This is a genomic window from Streptomyces sp. NPDC001381, assembly GCF_042895685.1.
GTDB lineage: Bacteria > Actinomycetota > Actinomycetes > Streptomycetales > Streptomycetaceae > Streptomyces.
Window position 1 is genome coordinate 142223 of sequence record NZ_JBIAWO010000009.1, and the last position, 17157, is coordinate 159379.

General features: G+C 71.3%; 16 protein-coding genes. 15 read left to right on the top strand and 1 reads right to left on the bottom strand.

What is annotated here, in order from left to right; translation table 11 throughout:
* Nucleotides 1–24: 24 nt before the first annotated feature.
* The 7 genes from aroC to nusB all read left to right on the top strand — a co-directional run bounded on the left by aroC (nucleotide 25) and on the right by nusB (nucleotide 6202).
* Complete coding sequence (gene aroC, locus ACFY2L_RS31335) at nucleotides 25–1209, top strand: chorismate synthase (RefSeq protein ID WP_390660919.1); 1185 nt, start codon at nucleotides 25–27, stop codon at nucleotides 1207–1209.
* Entirely contained in the window at nucleotides 1206–1721 is a 516-nt protein-coding gene (locus tag ACFY2L_RS31340; protein ID WP_390660920.1) for a shikimate kinase, read from the top strand. The genes aroC and ACFY2L_RS31340 overlap by 4 nt, the downstream gene beginning before the upstream one ends.
* Entirely contained in the window at nucleotides 1718–2812 is a 1095-nt protein-coding gene (gene aroB, locus ACFY2L_RS31345) for a 3-dehydroquinate synthase (protein WP_390660921.1), read from the top strand. Before ACFY2L_RS31340 ends, aroB begins: the two co-directional genes overlap by 4 nt.
* 222 nt (nucleotides 2813–3034) lie before the next feature.
* Nucleotides 3035–3916, top strand: coding sequence for a Pro-rich N-terminal domain-containing protein (locus tag ACFY2L_RS31350; RefSeq protein ID WP_390660922.1), 882 nt, complete (start codon nucleotides 3035–3037; stop codon nucleotides 3914–3916).
* A gap of 133 nt (nucleotides 3917–4049) precedes the next feature.
* On the top strand, nucleotides 4050–5156 hold the full coding sequence (locus tag ACFY2L_RS31355; RefSeq protein ID WP_390660923.1) for an aminopeptidase P family protein: 1107 nt from the start codon (nucleotides 4050–4052) through the stop codon (nucleotides 5154–5156).
* 48 nt (nucleotides 5157–5204) lie between these two features.
* A complete protein-coding gene (gene efp / locus ACFY2L_RS31360) occupies nucleotides 5205–5771 on the top strand; it encodes an elongation factor P (protein WP_390660924.1) in 567 nt (188 codons plus the stop codon).
* A gap of 2 nt (nucleotides 5772–5773) precedes the next feature.
* On the top strand, nucleotides 5774–6202 hold the full coding sequence (nusB, locus tag ACFY2L_RS31365) for a transcription antitermination factor NusB (RefSeq protein ID WP_390660925.1): 429 nt from the start codon (nucleotides 5774–5776) through the stop codon (nucleotides 6200–6202).
* Nucleotides 6203–6422: 220 nt separating this feature from the next.
* Here the strand turns inward: nusB and bldD are convergent, their stop codons facing one another.
* The gene (gene bldD, locus ACFY2L_RS31370; RefSeq protein WP_009313753.1) at nucleotides 6423–6923 is read right to left on the bottom strand and encodes a transcriptional regulator BldD; all 501 of its coding nucleotides are present in this window, start codon (nucleotides 6921–6923) and stop codon (nucleotides 6423–6425) included.
* A 251-nt stretch (nucleotides 6924–7174) separates the two neighbouring features.
* On the opposite strand from bldD, the gene pyrR reads away from it, so the two are divergent.
* The 8 genes from pyrR (at nucleotide 7175) to pyrF (ending at nucleotide 17094) form a co-directional block, all read left to right on the top strand.
* Nucleotides 7175–7732, top strand: coding sequence for a bifunctional pyr operon transcriptional regulator/uracil phosphoribosyltransferase PyrR (gene pyrR / locus ACFY2L_RS31375; protein WP_390662342.1), 558 nt, complete (start codon nucleotides 7175–7177; stop codon nucleotides 7730–7732).
* Between the two features lie 86 nt (nucleotides 7733–7818).
* On the top strand, nucleotides 7819–8799 hold the full coding sequence (locus ACFY2L_RS31380) for an aspartate carbamoyltransferase catalytic subunit (RefSeq protein WP_390662343.1): 981 nt from the start codon (nucleotides 7819–7821) through the stop codon (nucleotides 8797–8799).
* A 4-nt stretch (nucleotides 8800–8803) separates the two neighbouring features.
* A complete protein-coding gene (locus ACFY2L_RS31385) occupies nucleotides 8804–10090 on the top strand; it encodes a dihydroorotase (RefSeq protein WP_390662344.1) in 1287 nt (428 codons plus the stop codon).
* Entirely contained in the window at nucleotides 10087–10656 is a 570-nt protein-coding gene (locus tag ACFY2L_RS31390) for a hypothetical protein (RefSeq protein WP_390824053.1), read from the top strand. Before ACFY2L_RS31385 ends, ACFY2L_RS31390 begins: the two co-directional genes overlap by 4 nt.
* Nucleotides 10653–11795, top strand: coding sequence for a glutamine-hydrolyzing carbamoyl-phosphate synthase small subunit (gene carA / locus ACFY2L_RS31395; protein WP_390662346.1), 1143 nt, complete (start codon nucleotides 10653–10655; stop codon nucleotides 11793–11795). Before ACFY2L_RS31390 ends, carA begins: the two co-directional genes overlap by 4 nt.
* Complete coding sequence (carB, locus tag ACFY2L_RS31400; RefSeq protein WP_390662347.1) at nucleotides 11788–15096, top strand: carbamoyl-phosphate synthase large subunit; 3309 nt, start codon at nucleotides 11788–11790, stop codon at nucleotides 15094–15096. Before carA ends, carB begins: the two co-directional genes overlap by 8 nt.
* Nucleotides 15097–15151: 55 nt before the next feature.
* Nucleotides 15152–16258: a quinone-dependent dihydroorotate dehydrogenase gene (locus tag ACFY2L_RS31405; RefSeq protein ID WP_390662348.1), complete on the top strand. Its 1107-nt coding sequence runs from the start codon at nucleotides 15152–15154 to the stop codon at nucleotides 16256–16258.
* Complete coding sequence (pyrF, locus tag ACFY2L_RS31410) at nucleotides 16255–17094, top strand: orotidine-5'-phosphate decarboxylase (protein ID WP_390662349.1); 840 nt, start codon at nucleotides 16255–16257, stop codon at nucleotides 17092–17094. The genes ACFY2L_RS31405 and pyrF overlap by 4 nt, the downstream gene beginning before the upstream one ends.
* Nucleotides 17095–17157: the final 63 nt, after the last annotated feature.

A 17157-nucleotide genomic window follows, 5' to 3' on the forward strand; every position in this document is an offset into this window, starting at 1 on the left:
GGGCGCGAGCACTGAGGAGCATCGTTGAGCAGGCTGCGTTGGCTGACCGCTGGGGAGTCCCACGGTCCCGCACTTGTCGCGACGCTGGAGGGCCTTCCCGCCGGCGTGCCGATCACCACCGAGATGGTGGCCGACCATCTCGCGCGGCGGCGGCTCGGCTATGGACGCGGCGCGCGGATGAAGTTCGAGCGCGACGAGGTCACCTTCCTCGGCGGCGTCCGGCACGGACTCACGCTCGGCTCCCCGGTGGCGGTCATGGTGGGCAACACCGAGTGGCCCAAGTGGGAGCAGGTCATGGCGGCCGACCCGGTCGACCCGGAGATCCTCGCCGGCCTCGCCCGCAACGCCCCGCTGACCCGGCCCCGGCCCGGCCACGCCGACCTGGCCGGCATGCAGAAGTACGGCTTCGACGAGGCCCGGCCGATCCTGGAGCGCGCCTCCGCCCGGGAGACCGCCGCCCGCGTCGCCCTCGGCGCGGTCGCCCGGTCGTACCTGAAGGAGACGGCCGGCATCGAGATCGTCTCGCACGTCGTCGAGCTGGCCGCCGCGAAGGCGCCCTACGGCGTCTACCCGACCCCCGCCGACGTCGAGAAGCTGGACTCCGACCCGGTGCGCTGCCTGGACGCGGACGCCTCGAAGGCGATGGTCGCCGAGATCGACCAGGCCCACAAGGACGGCGACACTCTCGGCGGAGTCGTCGAGGTGCTGGCCTACGACGTCCCCGTCGGCCTCGGCTCGCACGTGCACTGGGACCGCCGGCTGGACGCCCGGCTCGCCGCCGCCCTCATGGGCATCCAGGCGATCAAGGGCGTCGAGGTCGGCGACGGCTTCGACCTCGCGCGCGTGCCGGGTTCCAAGGCGCACGACGAGATCGTCACCACGCCCGACGGCATCAGGCGCTCCACCGGCCGTTCCGGCGGCACCGAAGGCGGTCTGACCACCGGTGAACTGCTGCGCGTACGCGCCGCGATGAAGCCGATCGCGACCGTGCCGAGGGCCCTGCAGACCGTGGACGTCACCACGGGCGAGGCCGCCCAGGCGCACCACCAGCGCTCCGACGTGTGCGCGGTGCCGGCGGCCGGCATCGTCGCCGAGGCGATGGTCGCGCTGGTCCTGGCCGACGCGGTCGCCGAGAAGTTCGGCGGCGACAGCGTCACCGAGACCCGCCGCAACGTCCGGTCGTACCTCGACAACCTCCACATCCGATGAGCGGGCCCCTGGTCGTCCTGGTCGGTCCGATGGGCGTCGGCAAGTCCACCGTCGGACAGCTGCTGGCCGGGCGGCTCGGCGTCGGCTACCGGGACACCGACGACGACATCGTCGCCGAGCAGGGCCGCAGCATCGCGGAGATCTTCGTCGACGAGGGCGAGGAGACCTTCCGCGCGATCGAGAAGCGGGCCGTGCGCCGGGCGCTCGCCGAGCACGAGGGCGTCCTGGCACTCGGCGGCGGCTCGATCCTGGACGCGGACAGCCGCGCCCTGCTGGCGGACCAGCGGGTGGTCTACCTGTCGATGGACGTCGACGAGGCCGTCAAGCGCACCGGCCTCAACGCGGCCCGCCCGCTGCTCGCGGTCAACCCGCGCAAGCAGTGGCGCGAGCTGATGGAGGCCCGCCGCAGCCTGTACGAGGCGGTCGCCACCGCCGTGGTGACGACGGACGGCCGCACGCCCGAAGAGGTCACCCAAGCCGCCCTGGACGCCCTGGAGTTGAAGGAAGCATGAGCAGTGAGTCTGTGACCCGGATCCGGGTCGGCGGCAGCGCGGGCTCCGAGCCGTACGAGGTCCTGGTCGGCCGTCAGCTCCTCGGCGAACTCGCCGGGCTGATCGGCACCAGGGCCAAGCGCGTCGCCGTGATCCACCCCGAGGCCCTCGCCGAGACCGGCGACGCCCTCCGCGCCGACCTCGCCGGGCAGGGCTACGACGCCGTCGCCATCCAGGTGCCCAACGCGGAGGAGGCCAAGACCGCCGAGGTCGCCGCGTACTGCTGGAAGGCGCTCGGCCAGTCCGGGTTCACCCGCACCGACGTCGTGGTGGGCGTCGGCGGCGGTGCGACCACCGACCTCGCCGGGTTCGTCGCCGCGACCTGGCTGCGCGGGGTGCGCTGGATCGCCGTACCGACGACCGTGCTCGCCATGGTGGACGCGGCCGTGGGCGGCAAGACCGGCATCAACACCGCCGAGGGCAAGAACCTCGTCGGTGCCTTCCACCCCCCGGCCGGTGTCCTGTGCGACCTGGCCGCGCTGGACTCGCTCCCGGTCAACGACTACGTCTCGGGACTCGCGGAGATCATCAAGGCCGGCTTCATCGCCGACCCGGCGATCCTCGACCTCATCGAGTCCGACCCCGAGGCCGCCCGCACCCCGGCGGGCCCGCACACCGCCGAGCTGATCGAACGCTCCATCAAGGTCAAGGCGGACGTGGTCTCGTCGGACCTGAAGGAGTCGGGGCTGCGGGAGATCCTCAACTACGGCCACACCCTCGCGCACGCCATCGAGAAGAACGAGCGCTACAAGTGGCGGCACGGCGCCGCCGTGTCCGTGGGCATGCACTTCGCCGCCGAACTGGGCCGCCTCGCGGGCCGGTTGGACGACGCGACGGCAGACCGCCACCGCACGGTCCTCGAATCCGTCGGACTGCCGCTGCACTACCGCTACGACCAGTGGCCCAAGCTGCTGGAGACCATGAAGGTCGACAAGAAGTCGCGGGGCGACCTGCTGCGCTTCATCGTCCTGGACGGACTGGCCAAGCCGACCGTCCTGGAGGGTCCCGACCCGGCGGTCCTGCTCGCCGCGTACGGCGAGGTGGGCCAGTAGGACCACGTGAAGGACCGGTAAGTCCACCGGGTTCCCTTCCGCCCGATTCGCTTTCCCCACCGGGCACTTAAGACCGCCCCCGGCCGTTCACCAAAGGACGGCCGGGGGCGGTAGCGTTCCGTCGGGAGCACTTCCCGCGCCCTTTAGGCTGTCGGGAGGAAAGAAGGGGATCACACCCCGACCACCAGCGCCCATGGCCTGTACGAGACGGAGTGGCACCGGATGCAGCACGCAGTGGGTTCTCCGCTGCCGCCGCCCCACCAGCCGGGGCACGGTCCGGCCGCCGGCTGGTCGCCGGCCGCACAACACCCGGCCCCGCACCAGCCGGGCAGCACCCCCCAGCACCCGCCGGGCTATCTCGGCGCCCCCTCCGGGCCGGTCCCCCCCGCGCCGCAGCCCCCCGTCCCACCCGTGCCGCCGCCCCCGGCCCCGCAGCACGTCCCCGCCCCGCCGGGCACCGAGGTCACCGGTCACGTCCCGCTGCCGCCCGGCGGTCCCGTGGCGATGCCCAGCGCCCCGCCGGCCGTGACCGCCCCGGACCTCGCGAGCACCACCGTCGCCGTGCTGCTCATCGGCCCCGCGGGCGCCGGAAAGACCAGCGTCGCCAAGTTCTGGGCCGACCACCGCAGGGTGCCCACCGCCCACGTCAGCCTCGACGACGTGCGCGAATGGGTCCGCTCGGGCTTCGCCGACCCTCAGCGCGGCTGGAACGACCACTCCGAGGCGCAGTACCGCCTGGCCCGCCGCACCTGCGGCTTCGCCGCCCGCAACTTCCTGGCCAACGGCATCTCCTGCATCCTGGACGACGCGATCTTCCCCGACCGCCCGGTCGTCGGCCTCGGCGGCTGGAAACGCCACGTGGGGCCCGGCCTCCTCCCGGTCGTCCTGCTCCCGGGCCTCGAAGTCGTCCTGGAGCGCAACGCGGAACGCTCAGGCAACCGCCGTCTCACCGACGAGGAGGTCGCCCGCATCCACGGCCGCATGGCCGGCTGGTACGGCTCGGGGCTGCCGATCATCGACAACTCCCAGATGGACGTCCCGACGACGGCGAGGGTCCTGGACGACGTCCTGGCGAGGGCGATCGCCAGCCCCCCGAAGTGGTGACCGACGCGACCGCGGGTTCTCAGGGGCGCGGGGAACCGCCCGCGCCCGGCCCGCACCGCCCCGCCCCGGGCGAACCACCCCACTCGGCCCCCCTCGACCGGCACAAACCGGCGCCCGCTCCTACGCTCGACTCATGTCAGAGGTGTACGGGACCCGCCGAGCACGCCTGAGGGACCGCTGTGGCTCCAGCGGCAGCGCGGCGGCGCTGATCTCCCGACCGGCCAACGTGAGGTACCTCGCGGGAGCGGCCCCGCAGGGCGCCGTCCTGCTCCTGGGCAGACACGAGGACCTCCTCGTCTGCGCGGGCCCCGACGACCGCCCCGCCGAGGGAGGCCGGCCGGACGACAATCTCCGGGTGCACACCCTGCCCCATGCCGGGGGCGACCCGGCGGTCGCGGCGGCCGGGCTCCTCGCGGCCCAGGGCGGAGACTCCCTCGCGGTGGAGGAACACCACCTCACGGTGGCCCGCCACCGGGCCCTGCGCTCCGTGGCGCCCCGGCTGCGCCTCACCGACCTCGGCGGTGCGGTGGAACAACTCCGCGTCGTCAAGGACGAGGAGGAGATCTCCTGTCTCCGCGTGGGCGCCGAGATCGCCGACCAGGCCCTGGGAGAGCTGCTGGAGTCCATCCTCGTCGGCCGCACCGAGCGTCACCTCGCCCTCGAACTGGAACGGCGGCTCGTCGACCACGGCGCGGACGGCCCCGCCTTCCCCACCTCCGTCGCCACCGGCCCGAACTCCGGCCGCCGCGGACACCGCCCCACCGACCGGCGGGTCGAGGAGGGCGACTTCCTCTCCGTCTGCCTTGGCGCGACCTACCGCGGCTACCGCTGCGAGATCGGTCGCACCTTCGTCATCGGTACGTCCCCCGCCGACTGGCAGATCGAGCTGTACGACCTCGTGTTCGCAGCCCAGCGAGCCGGGCGCGAGTCGCTGGCACCGGGCGCCGCCTACCGTGACGTGGACCGTGCGGCACGCCAGATCCTGGACTCCGCCGGGTACGCGCAGGGCCTGCCGGCACTGACGGGGCACGGGGTCGGACTGGAAATCGACGAGGACCCGCAGTTGGCTCCCGCGGCCATGGGTAAACTGGACGCTTGCGTGCCGGTCACCGTCGAACCGGGGGTTCACCTCCCGGGCCGGGGCGGTGTCCGGATCGATGACACGCTCGTCGTGCGCCCCGAGGCGGACGGCGGACCCGAGCTACTCACCATCACGACCAAGGAGCTGCTCGCGCTGTAGGCGCTTGCCCCCGGGGTCGTCCACGTCAGTCCAGGAGATTCCGCAACCGTGGCTTCCACGAACGACCTCAAGAACGGCATGGTGCTCAAGCTCGATGGCGGCCAGCTGTGGTCCGTCGTCGAGTTCCAGCACGTCAAGCCCGGCAAGGGCCCGGCCTTCGTGCGCACCAAGCTCAAGAACGTGCTGTCCGGCAAGGTGGTCGACAAGACCTTCAACGCCGGCGTCAAGGTCGAGACGGCCACTGTCGACAAGCGCGACATGCAGTACTCGTACAAGGACGGCGAGTACTTCGTCTTCATGGACATGGAGACGTACGACCAGCTGCACATCGACCCGAAGGCCGTGGGCGACGCCGCGAACTTCCTGATCGAGGGCTTCACGGCCGTCGTCGCGCAGCACGAGGGCGAGGTGCTCTTCGTCGAGCTCCCGGCCGCCGTCGAGCTGACCGTCGCCGAGACCGAGCCCGGCCTGCAGGGCGACCGCTCCACGGGTGGCACCAAGCCCGCCACGCTGGAGACCGGCCACCAGATCCAGGTCCCGCTCTTCATCACCACCGGTGAGAAGATCAAGGTCGACACCCGTACCAGCGACTACCTCGGCCGGGTGAACAGCTAACCGTGGCTGCCCGCAACACGGCCCGCAAGCGTGCCTTCCAGATCCTCTTCGAGGGCGACCAGCGCGGAGCCGACGTCCTGACGGTCCTCGCGGACTGGGTGCGGCTCTCCCGGGCCGACACCCGGCAGCCGCCGGTGAGCGAGTACACGATGCAGCTGGTCGAGGGCTACGCCGGGCACGCGCGGCGCATCGACGAGCTGATCTCCCAGTACTCCGTGGGCTGGACGCTCGACCGGATGCCGGTCGTCGACCGCAACATCCTGCGGCTCGGCGCCTACGAGCTGATCTGGGTCGACGAGACCCCGGACGCCGTCGTCATCGACGAGATGGTGCAGCTGGCGAAGGAGTTCTCCACGGACGACTCCCCGTCGTTCGTCAACGGGCTGCTCGCCCGGCTGAAGGACCTCAAGCCGTCCCTGCGCCGCGACTAGCCGTCGGGAGAGCCGAAGGACCGTGGGCCGTACGTCGCCTGCGGGCCCTCTGTGGCTCGTCGCGCAGTTCCCCGTGCCCCTGAGGGGCGCGGAGCCCGCCGGAGGGCCCACAGCGCACGCTGTGGGCCCTCCGGCGTCGGCGGACAAAAAAGCCGGGGTGGCCGGAACCACATGGTTCCGGCCACCCCGACGGTACGTTTCTGCTGTGCCGCCGAGCGGCTCAGCTCTCCTCGTGGGAGACGGCGCGGCGCGCGTCGGCGTCCAGGACGCCCCAGCTGATCAGCTGCTCGGTGAGGACCGAGGGCGACTGGTCGTAGATGACGGCGAGCGTGCGCAGGTCGTCCTGGCGGATCGAGAGCACCTTGCCGTTGTAGTCGCCGCGCTGGGACTGGATCGTCGCCGCGTAGCGCTGCAGGGGGCCCGCCTTCTCGACCGGCACGTGGGCCAGCCGCTCCAGGTCCAGGACCAGCTTCGGCGGCGGCTCGGCGGCCCCGCCCGGGGTGGTGCCGGGCAGCAGCTCCTGCACGGGTACGCCGTAGAAGTCCGCCAGCTCGGCAAGGCGCTGCACGGTCACGGCGCGATCGCCGCGCTCGTACGAACCGACCACGACCGCCTTCCAGCGTCCCTGGGACTTCTCCTCGACACCGTGGAGGGAAAGGCCCTGCTGGGTGCGGATCGCCCGGAGCTTGGCCCCGAGCTGTTTGGCGTATTCGCTGGACATATAGCTCCCCGGCACTGGGTCGACGCGACTGGCTTTGGTCCAGGCCGCGCGGCTGGTAACTCATTGTGAGGTTACGCAGCGTGATTCTTCTGCGTCAAGCCGAATGGTCCACACCGACTCTTCCGTGCTATCGACGGCCGGCTACGCCAAGGGGGTGATCGGGGCCCTCCCAGGGGCTGCTACGGTGGATGGCGCAAACCCGACGTCCTTTAAGGTCCGTCCCGTGAGGCGGAGAAGGAGGTCCGTTCCGTATGGACACCCAAGCGTCCGATGCGCGGCCCGTTCTCGAAGGCCCCGACATCGCGCGGGTCCTGACCCGCATCGCCCACGAGATCGTCGAGCGCGCCAAGGGCGCCGACGACGTGGTGCTTCTCGGCATTCCGACCCGCGGCGTCTTCCTCGCCCAGCGGCTCGCCGCCAAGCTCGAGCAGATCACCGACCGCAAGATCCCGGTCGGCTCCCTCGACATCACCATGTACCGCGACGACCTGCGCATGCACCCGCCGCGTGCGCTGGCCCGCACCGAGATCCCCGGTGACGGCCTCGACGGCAAGCTCGTCGTCCTCGTCGACGACGTGCTCTTCTCCGGCCGCACCATCCGCGCAGCCCTCGACGCCCTGAACGACATCGGGCGCCCCCGCGCGGTCCAGCTCGCGGTCCTGGTCGACCGCGGCCACCGCGAACTGCCCATCCGCGCCGACTACGTCGGCAAGAACCTCCCCACGTCGCTGCGGGAGACGGTCAAGGTCCAGCTCGCCGAGGAGGACGGTCGCGACACCGTGCTGCTCGGTGTGAAGCAGACCCAGTAGCAAGCGGCAGGCGTACGTCCCAGGCGTACGCACGCTCAGCCTTGCCCGGAATCTCCCGAACTGAACTTCCTTACGGAGCCTGACAGATGCAGCGTCATCTCATCTCGGCCGCCGACCTCACCCGCGACGACGCCGTCCTGATCCTCGACACCGCCGAGGAGATGGCCCGGGTCGCCGACCGGCCCATCAAGAAACTGCCGACCCTGCGCGGCCGCACGATCGTCAACCTCTTCTTCGAGGACTCCACGCGCACGCGTATCTCCTTCGAGGCCGCGGAGAAGCGCCTCTCCGCGGACGTCATCAACTTCTCCGCCAAGGGCTCCAGCGTGTCCAAGGGCGAGTCGCTGAAGGACACCGCCCAGACGCTGGAGGCCATGGGCGTCGACGCCGTGGTCATCCGGCACGGCGCCTCCGGAGCCCCCTACCGCCTCGCCAACTCCGGCTGGATCGACGCGGCCGTGGTCAACGCCGGCGACGGCACCCACCAGCACCCCACCCAGGCGCTGCTCGACGCCTTCACCATGCGCCGCCGCCTGGTCGGCCGGGACGCCGGCATCGGCCAGGACCTCTCCGGCAAGCGCATCACCATCGTCGGCGACGTCCTGCACAGCCGGGTCGCCCGCTCCAACGTCGACCTGCTGCACACCCTCGGCGCCGAGGTCACCCTGGTCGCCCCGCCCACCCTGGTGCCGGTCGGGGTCGGGCACTGGCCCTGCGAGGTGTCGTACGACCTCGACAGCACCCTGCCCAAGTCCGACGCGGTGATGATGCTGCGCGTGCAGCGCGAGCGGATGAACGCCGCGTTCTTCCCGACCGAGCGCGAGTACTCGCGGCGCTACGGACTCGACGGCGACCGCATGGCGAAGATGCCGGAGCACGCCATCGTGATGCACCCCGGCCCGATGGTCCGCGGCATGGAGATCACCGCCGAGGTCGCCGACTCCGACCGCTGCACCGTCGTCGAGCAGGTCGCCAACGGCGTGTCCATCCGGATGGCCGTCCTCTATCTGCTCCTGGGCGGCAACGAACCCGCCGTCAGCCACGCCCGTACCACCGAGGAGAAGTAAGACGATGAGCAAGATCCTGATCCGTGGTGCGAAGGTGCTCGGCGGCGAGCCGCAGGACGTCCTGATCGACGGTGAGGTCGTCACGGCCGTCGGGACCGGGCTGCCGGACGAGGGCGCCGAGGTCGTCGAGGCCGCCGGCAAGGTGCTGCTGCCGGGTCTGGTGGACCTGCACACCCATCTGCGGGAGCCGGGCCGCGAGGACTCCGAGACCGTGCTGACGGGCACGCGTGCGGCGGCCTCCGGCGGCTACACCGCCGTGTTCGCCATGGCCAACACCTTCCCCGTCGCGGACACCGCCGGCGTGGTCGAGCAGGTCTGGCGACTGGGCCGGGAGCACGGCTACTGCGACGTGCAGCCGATCGGCGCCGTCACCGTCGGCCTGGAGGGCAGGAAGCTCGCCGAGCTCGGTGCCATGCACGAGTCGGCGGCCGGCGTCACCGTCTTCTCCGACGACGGCAAGTGCGTCGACGACGCGGTGATCATGCGGCGCGCGCTGGAGTACGTGAAGGCATTCGGCGGGGTCGTCGCCCAGCACGCGCAGGAACCGCGGCTGACCGAGGGCGCCCAGATGAACGAGGGCGTCGTCTCCGCCGAGCTCGGGCTCGGCGGCTGGCCGGCGGTGGCCGAGGAGTCGATCATCGCCCGGGACGTCCTGCTCGCCGAGCACGTCGGCTCCCGCGTCCACATCTGCCATCTGTCCACCGCCGGGTCCGTCGAGATCGTCCGCTGGGCCAAGTCCCGCGGCATCGACGTCACCGCCGAGGTCACCCCGCACCACCTGCTTCTCACCGACGAGCTGGTCCGGACGTACAACCCGGTCTACAAGGTGAACCCGCCGCTGCGCACCGAGCGTGACGTGCTCGCCCTGCGCGAGGCGCTCGCCGACGGCACGATCGACATCGTCGCCACCGACCACGCCCCGCACCCGCACGAGGACAAGGACTGCGAGTGGGCCGCCGCCGCCATGGGCATGGTCGGCCTGGAGACCGCGCTGTCGGTGGTCCAGGAGACGATGGTCGAGACGGGCCTGCTGGACTGGGCCGGGGTCGCCGAGCGCATGTCCTTCAAGCCCGCGCTGATCGGGCGGGCGACCGGGCACGGGCGTCCCGTCTCGGCAGGTGAGCCCGCCAACCTCACGCTCGTCGACACGGCATACCGTGGGTCCGTGGACCCCGCGGGCTTCGCCTCGCGCAGCCGCAACACCCCGTACGAGGGGCGTGAGCTGCCGGGCCGTGTGACGCACACGTGGCTCCGGGGCAAGGCCACGCTCGTCGACGGGAAGCTCACGTGACATCTGCAGCACTACTGCTCGCGGCCGGGAAACAATCGGCCGAAGTGACCGACTGGGCCGCGCGGATCGGCTGGGTGGTCGGCCTCGGACTCTTCGTCGCACTCGTCTACTGGCTGATGCGCGAGGGCTGGAAGTGGCGCGGCACGCTCCAGGGCGACCTCCCCGAGTTGCCCGCCGTGCCGGACGACCCCGGCCCGGCGAGACTGAGCATGAGCGGCCGCTACCACGGCTCCACCACCGCCGGGCAGTGGCTCGACCGCATCGTGGCGCACGGCCTGGGCACCCGCAGCCGGGTCGAGCTCACCCTGACGGACGCGGGACTGGACGTCGTACGCCCCGGCGCGACCGACTTCTTCATCCCGGCCGGCGCCCTGCGTGAGGCCCTGCTCGGCAAGGGCATCGCCGGCAAGGTCCTCACCGAGGGCGGACTGCTCGTGGTGACCTGGGCGCACGGCGACAAGCTGATCGACTCCGGCTTCCGGTCCGACCGGGCGGCCGAGCACACCGAGTGGGTCGACGCCATCAACTCCATGATCAAGAACAACACGACGGAAGGCGCACGATGACGACCTCCACAAGGGGAGCCACCAAGGCTCCCGCCGTACTCGTCCTGGAGGACGGCCGGATCTTCCGCGGCCGTGCCTACGGGGCCGTGGGGGAGACCTTCGGCGAGGCGGTGTTCTCCACCGGCATGACCGGCTACCAGGAGACCCTGACCGACCCGTCGTACGACCGCCAGATCGTCGTCGCCACCGCCCCGCAGATCGGCAACACCGGCTGGAACGACGAGGACGACGAGTCGAGCCGCATCTGGGTCTCCGGCTACGTCGTGCGCGACCCCGCGCGCGTGCCGTCCAACTGGCGCGCCAAGCGTTCCCTGGACGACGAGCTGGTCCGCCAGAACATCGTCGGGATCTCCGGCATCGACACCCGCGCGCTCACCCGCCACCTGCGCGAGGGCGGCTCCATGCGCGCCGGCATCTTCTCCGGCGAGGCCATCGCCCCGGAGCCGGAGCTCCTCGCGCGTGTGCAGGCCCAGCCGCACATGAAGGGCGCGAGCCTCTACGAGGAGGTCGCCACCCAGGAGGCGTACGTCGTCCCCGCGGTCGGTGAGAAGAAGTTCACCGTCGCCGCGATCGACCTCGGCATCAAGGGCATGACCCCGCACCGCATGGCCGAGCGCGGCATCGAGGTGCACGTGCTCCCGGCGACCGCCACCGAAGAGGACGTCTACGCCGTCGAGCCCGACGGGGTCTTCTTCTCCAACGGCCCCGGCGACCCGGCCACCGCCGACGGTCCCGTCGCGCTGATGACCGCCGTCCTGGAGCGCAGGACGCCGCTGTTCGGCATCTGCTTCGGCAACCAGATCCTCGGCCGCGCCCTCGGCTTCGGCACCTACAAGCTGAAGTACGGCCACCGGGGCATCAACCAGCCGGTCCAGGACCGCACGACCGGCAAGGTCGAGGTCACCGCGCACAACCACGGCTTCGCCGTGGACGCGCCGCTCGACAAGGTGAGCGAGACCAAGTTCGGCCGGGCCGAGGTCTCCCACGTCTGCCTGAACGACGACGTCGTGGAGGGGCTGCGGCTGCTCGACCAGCCGGCCTTCTCCGTCCAGTACCACCCCGAAGCGGCAGCCGGCCCGCACGACGCCGCCTACCTGTTCGACCGCTTCGTATCCCTGATGGAGGGCCAGCGTGCCTAAGCGCACCGATATCCAGTCCGTCCTGGTCATCGGCTCCGGCCCGATCGTCATCGGCCAGGCCGCCGAGTTCGACTACTCCGGCACCCAGGCGTGCCGCATCCTGCGCGCCGAGGGCCTCAGGGTCGTCCTGGTGAACTCCAACCCGGCGACGATCATGACCGACCCGGAGATCGCCGACGCCACCTACGTCGAGCCGATCACCCCCGAGTTCGTCGAGAAGATCATCGCCAAGGAGCGGCCGGACGCGCTGCTGCCCACCCTGGGCGGCCAGACCGCCCTCAACACGGCGATCTCGCTGCACGAGAACGGCGTCCTGGAGAAGTACGGCGTCGAGCTGATCGGCGCCAACGTGGAGGCCATCCACAAGGGCGAGGACCGCGACCAGTTCAAGGAGGTCGTGGAGGAGGTCCGCCGCAAGATCGGGCACGGCGAGTCCGCCCGGTCCGTGATCTGCCACACCATGGACGAGGTCCTCGCGGGAGTGGACACGCTCGGCGGCTACCCGGTCGTCGTCCGCCCGTCCTTCACCATGGGCGGCGCCGGCTCCGGCTTCGCCCACGACGAGGAGGAGCTGCGCCGCATCGCGGGCCAGGGCCTCACGCTCTCCCCGACCACCGAGGTGCTCCTGGAGGAGTCCATCCTCGGCTGGAAGGAGTACGAGCTGGAGCTGATGCGCGACAAGCACGACAACGTCGTGGTCGTCTGCTCCATCGAGAACTTCGACCCCATGGGCGTCCACACCGGCGACTCGATCACCGTCGCGCCGGCGATGACCCTGACCGACCGCGAGTACCAGATCCTGCGCGACATCGGCATCGCGGTCATCCGCGAGGTCGGCGTGGACACCGGCGGCTGCAACATCCAGTTCGCCGTGAACCCCGCCGACGGCCGCGTCATCGTCATCGAGATGAACCCCCGTGTGTCGCGGTCCTCGGCCCTCGCCTCGAAGGCGACCGGCTTCCCGATCGCCAAGATCGCGGCCAAGCTCGCCGTCGGCTACACCCTCGACGAGATCCCGAACGACATCACACAGGAGACCCCGGCCTCCTTCGAGCCCACGCTCGACTACGTGGTCGTCAAGGCCCCGCGGTTCGCCTTCGAGAAGTTCCCGAGCGCCGACTCCACCCTCACGACCACCATGAAGTCGGTCGGCGAGGCCATGGCCATCGGCCGCAACTTCACCGAGGCCTTCCAGAAGGCGCTGCGCTCGCTGGAGAAGAAGGGCAGCCAGTTCACCTTCGTCGGCGACCCCGGGGACAAGGACGAGCTGCTGCGCGCGGCCGTGCGGCCCACCGACGGCCGGATCAACACCGTCATGCAGGCCATCCGCGCGGGCGCCACGCCCGAGGAGGTCTTCGAGTTCACGAAGATCGACCCCTGGTTCGTCGACCAGCTCTTCCTCATCAAGGAGATCGCCGACGAGCTGGCCGCCGCCGACCGCCTGGACGCCGACCTGCTCGCCGAGGCCAAGCGGCACGGCTTCTCCGACCAGCAGATCGGTGAGATCCGCGACCTGCGCGAGGACGTCGTGCGCGAGGTCCGGCACGCGCTGGGCGTCCGCCCGGTCTACAAGACGGTCGACACCTGCGCCGCCGAGTTCGCCGCGAAGACGCCGTACTTCTACTCCTCGTACGACGAGGAGAGCGAGGTCGCGCCGCGCGAGAAGCCCGCGGTGATCATCCTCGGCTCCGGTCCCAACCGCATCGGCCAGGGCATCGAGTTCGACTACTCCTGCGTCCACGCCTCCTTCGCGCTGTCCGACGCCGGGTACGAGACCGTGATGGTCAACTGCAACCCGGAGACCGTCTCCACCGACTACGACACCTCCGACCGCCTGTACTTCGAGCCCCTCACGCTCGAGGACGTGCTGGAGATCGTCCACGCGGAGGCGCAGGCCGGCCCGATCGCCGGTGTCGTCGTCCAGCTCGGCGGCCAGACCCCGCTGGGCCTGGCGCAGGCGCTCAAGGACAACGGCGTGCCGATCGTCGGCACCTCCCCCGAGGCCATCCACGCGGCCGAGGACCGGGGCGCCTTCGGGCGCGTGCTCGCCGAGGCGGGTCTGCCGGCCCCGAAGCACGGCACGGCCACCACCTTCGCCGAGGCCAAGGCCATCGCCGACGAGATCGGCTACCCGGTCCTGGTGCGGCCGTCGTACGTCCTCGGCGGCCGCGGCATGGAGATCGTCTACGACGAGACCCGGCTGTCCTCCTACATCGCCGAGTCGACCGAGATCAGCCCCACCCGGCCGGTGCTCGTGGACCGCTTCCTCGACGACGCCATCGAGATCGACGTCGACGCCCTCTACGACGGCACGGAGCTCTACCTCGGCGGCGTCATGGAGCACATCGAGGAGGCCGGCATCCACTCCGGCGACTCGGCGTGCGCCCTGCCCCCGATCACCCTCGGCGGCTTCGACATCAAGCGCCTGCGGGCCTCCACCGAGGCGATCGCCAAGGGCGTCGGGGTGCGCGGACTGATCAACATCCAGTTCGCGATGGCCGGCGACATCCTCTACGTCCTGGAGGCCAACCCGCGCGCGTCCCGCACGGTCCCCTTCACCTCGAAGGCGACCGCGGTGCCGCTGGCGAAGGCCGCCGCCCGGATCTCGCTGGGCGCGACCATCGCCGAGCTGCGGGCCGAGGGGCTGCTCCCGGCCACCGGCGACGGCGGCGAGCTGCCGCTGGACGCGCCGATCTCCGTCAAGGAGGCCGTGATGCCGTGGACCCGCTTCCGCGACACCTCCGGCCGCGGCGTCGACACCGTCCTCGGCCCGGAGATGCGCTCCACGGGCGAGGTCATGGGCATCGACTCCGTCTTCGGCACGGCGTACGCCAAGTCGCAGGCGGGCGCCTACGGCCCGCTGCCCACCAAGGGCCGCGCCTTCATCTCGGTCGCCAACCGCGACAAGCGCTCGATGATCTTCCCGGCCCGCGAGCTGGTCGGCCACGGCTTCGAACTGCTGGCCACCTCCGGCACCGCCGAGGTCCTCAAGCGCAACGGCATCAACGCCACGGTCGTGCGCAAGCAGTCCGAGGGCACCGGCCCGAACGGCGAGAAGACCATCGTCCAGCTCATCCACGACGGCGAGGTCGACCTCATCGTCAACACCCCGTACGGCACCGGCGGCCGCCTCGACGGCTACGAGATCCGTACGGCGGCCGTGGCGCGGTCCGTGCCGTGCCTGACGACGGTCCAGGCGCTCGCCGCGGCCGTCCAGGGCATCGACGCCCTCAACCACGGTGACGTGGGCGTCCGTTCGCTCCAGGAACACGCCGAACACCTGACCGCGGCCCGCGACTAGCAGCCGACGAGGGGGACACCGGAAACGGTGTCCCCCTCTTCATGAGGACACTTCCATGTACAAGCTTTTCTTCCGTCTGGTCTTCCAGCGGATGGACCCCGAGCAGGCGCACCACCTCGCCTTCCGCTGGATCCGCCTCGCCGCCCGCGTGCCCGTGCTGCGCACCTTCGTCGCCGCCGCGCTCGCGCCCCGCCACAAGGAGCTGCGCACCGAGGCCTTCGGGCTGCGCATGCACGGTCCCTTCGGGCTCGCCGCCGGCTTCGACAAGAACGCGATCGCGATCGACGGGATGTCGATGCTGGGCTTCGACCACGTCGAGATCGGCACGGTCACCGGTGAGCCGCAGCCCGGCAACCCCAGGAAGCGGCTGTTCCGGCTCGTGAAGGACCGGGCGCTCATCAACCGCATGGGCTTCAACAACGAGGGCTCGCTGGCCGTCGCCGCCCGCCTGGCCTCCCGTACGCCCGTCTTCAGGACCGTGGTGGGCGTCAACATCGGCAAGACCAAGGTCGTACCGGAGGAGGAGGCGGCCGCGGACTACGTGAAGTCGACCGAGCGGCTCGCGCCGTACGCCGACTACCTGGTCGTGAACGTGTCGTCGCCGAACACCCCGGGGCTGCGCAACCTGCAGGCCACCGAGTCGCTGCGGCCGCTGCTGACCGCCGTGCGCGAGGCCGCGGACCGGACGGTCGCGCACCGCCGTGTCCCGCTGCTGGTGAAGATCGCCCCGGACCTCGCCGACGAGGACGTGGACGCGGTCGCCGACCTCGCCGTGGAGCTCGGCCTGGACGGGATCATCGCCACGAACACCACCATCGCGCGCGAGGGCCTCGGTCTGGCGTCCGATCCCTCGCTGGTGAAGGAGACCGGCGGTCTGTCCGGGGCGCCCCTCAAGGCGCGCTCCCTGGAGGTGCTGCGCCGCCTCTACGCGCGCGTGGGCGACCGGATCACCCTCGTGGGCGTGGGCGGCATCGAGAACGCCGAGGACGCCTGGCAGCGCATCCTGGCCGGTGCCACGCTGGTGCAGGGCTACAGCGCCTTCATCTACGAGGGCCCCTTCTGGGGCCGCGCCATCCACAAGGGGCTCGCCGCCCGGCTGCGCACGAGCCCGTACGCCACCCTCGCCGACGCGGTCGGCGCCGACGTGAGGAAGACGGCATGACCGAGGCCTTCGGCGCCCGACTGCGCCGCGCGATGGACGAGCGAGGCCCCCTGTGCGTCGGCATCGACCCGCACGCCTCCCTGCTCCTGGAGTGGGGTCTGAACGACGACGTGGCGGGCCTGGAGCGGTTCAGCCGCACGGTGGTCGAGGCGGTGGCCGACCGGGTCGCCGTACTGAAGCCGCAGAGCGCGTTCTTCGAGCGGTTCGGCTCGCGCGGGGTCGCCGTCCTGGAGAGGTCGGTCCAGGAGGCGCGGGCCGCGGGCGCCCTGGTGGTGATGGACGCCAAGCGCGGCGACATCGGTTCGACCATGGCCGCGTACGCGGAGTCCTTCCTGCACAAGGACGCGCCGCTGTTCTCGGACGCGCTGACGGTCTCGCCGTACCTCGGTTACGGCTCGCTCAGCCCCGCCGTCGCGCTCGCCCGGGAGAACCGCGCGGGTCTGTTCGTGCTGGCGCTGACCTCCAACCCCGAGGGCGGCGAGGTGCAGCACGCGGTGCGCGCGGACGGCCGTGACGTCGGCGCGACCATGCTGGCCCACCTGGCGCTGGAGAACGCGGGGGAGGAGCCGCTGGGCTCCTTCGGGGCGGTCGTCGGGGCCACGCTCGGTGATCTGTCGTCCTACGACCTCGACATCAACGGCCCGCTCCTCGCCCCCGGCGTCGGCGCCCAGGGCGCGACTCCGGCGGACCTTCCCGGGGTGTTCGGCTCGGCGCTGCGCAACGTCGTGCCGAACGTCAGCCGGGGAGTGTTGCGCCACGGTCCCGGCGTGGTCGCGCTGCGTGACGCCGCGGACCGTTTCGCGGAGGAGATCCGGTCGGCGGTGGGGTCTGCCTGATGGGCGGCCCGGGCACTTTTCAAACCTCCGACGAGTGCCTCCCTGGCGATTTGAGGCTGGATA

What these genes read in the sequence shown, in the direction of transcription:
- pyrF (WP_390662349.1), top strand. Translation starts at nt 16,255, where the DNA reads ATGACCGAGGCCTTCGGCGCCCGACTGCGCCGCGCGATGGACGAGCGA.
- ACFY2L_RS31350 (WP_390660922.1), top strand. Translation starts at nt 3,035, where the DNA reads ATGCAGCACGCAGTGGGTTCTCCGCTGCCGCCGCCCCACCAGCCGGGG.
- ACFY2L_RS31355 (WP_390660923.1), top strand. Translation starts at nt 4,050, where the DNA reads ATGTCAGAGGTGTACGGGACCCGCCGAGCACGCCTGAGGGACCGCTGT.
- aroB (WP_390660921.1), top strand. Translation starts at nt 1,718, where the DNA reads ATGAGCAGTGAGTCTGTGACCCGGATCCGGGTCGGCGGCAGCGCGGGC.
- carA (WP_390662346.1), top strand. Translation starts at nt 10,653, where the DNA reads ATGACGACCTCCACAAGGGGAGCCACCAAGGCTCCCGCCGTACTCGTC.
- pyrR (WP_390662342.1), top strand. Translation starts at nt 7,175, where the DNA reads ATGGACACCCAAGCGTCCGATGCGCGGCCCGTTCTCGAAGGCCCCGAC.
- bldD (WP_009313753.1), bottom strand. Translation starts at nt 6,923, where the DNA reads ATGTCCAGCGAATACGCCAAACAGCTCGGGGCCAAGCTCCGGGCGATC.
- ACFY2L_RS31380 (WP_390662343.1), top strand. Translation starts at nt 7,819, where the DNA reads ATGCAGCGTCATCTCATCTCGGCCGCCGACCTCACCCGCGACGACGCC.
- ACFY2L_RS31405 (WP_390662348.1), top strand. Translation starts at nt 15,152, where the DNA reads ATGTACAAGCTTTTCTTCCGTCTGGTCTTCCAGCGGATGGACCCCGAG.
- ACFY2L_RS31340 (WP_390660920.1), top strand. Translation starts at nt 1,206, where the DNA reads ATGAGCGGGCCCCTGGTCGTCCTGGTCGGTCCGATGGGCGTCGGCAAG.
- ACFY2L_RS31385 (WP_390662344.1), top strand. Translation starts at nt 8,804, where the DNA reads ATGAGCAAGATCCTGATCCGTGGTGCGAAGGTGCTCGGCGGCGAGCCG.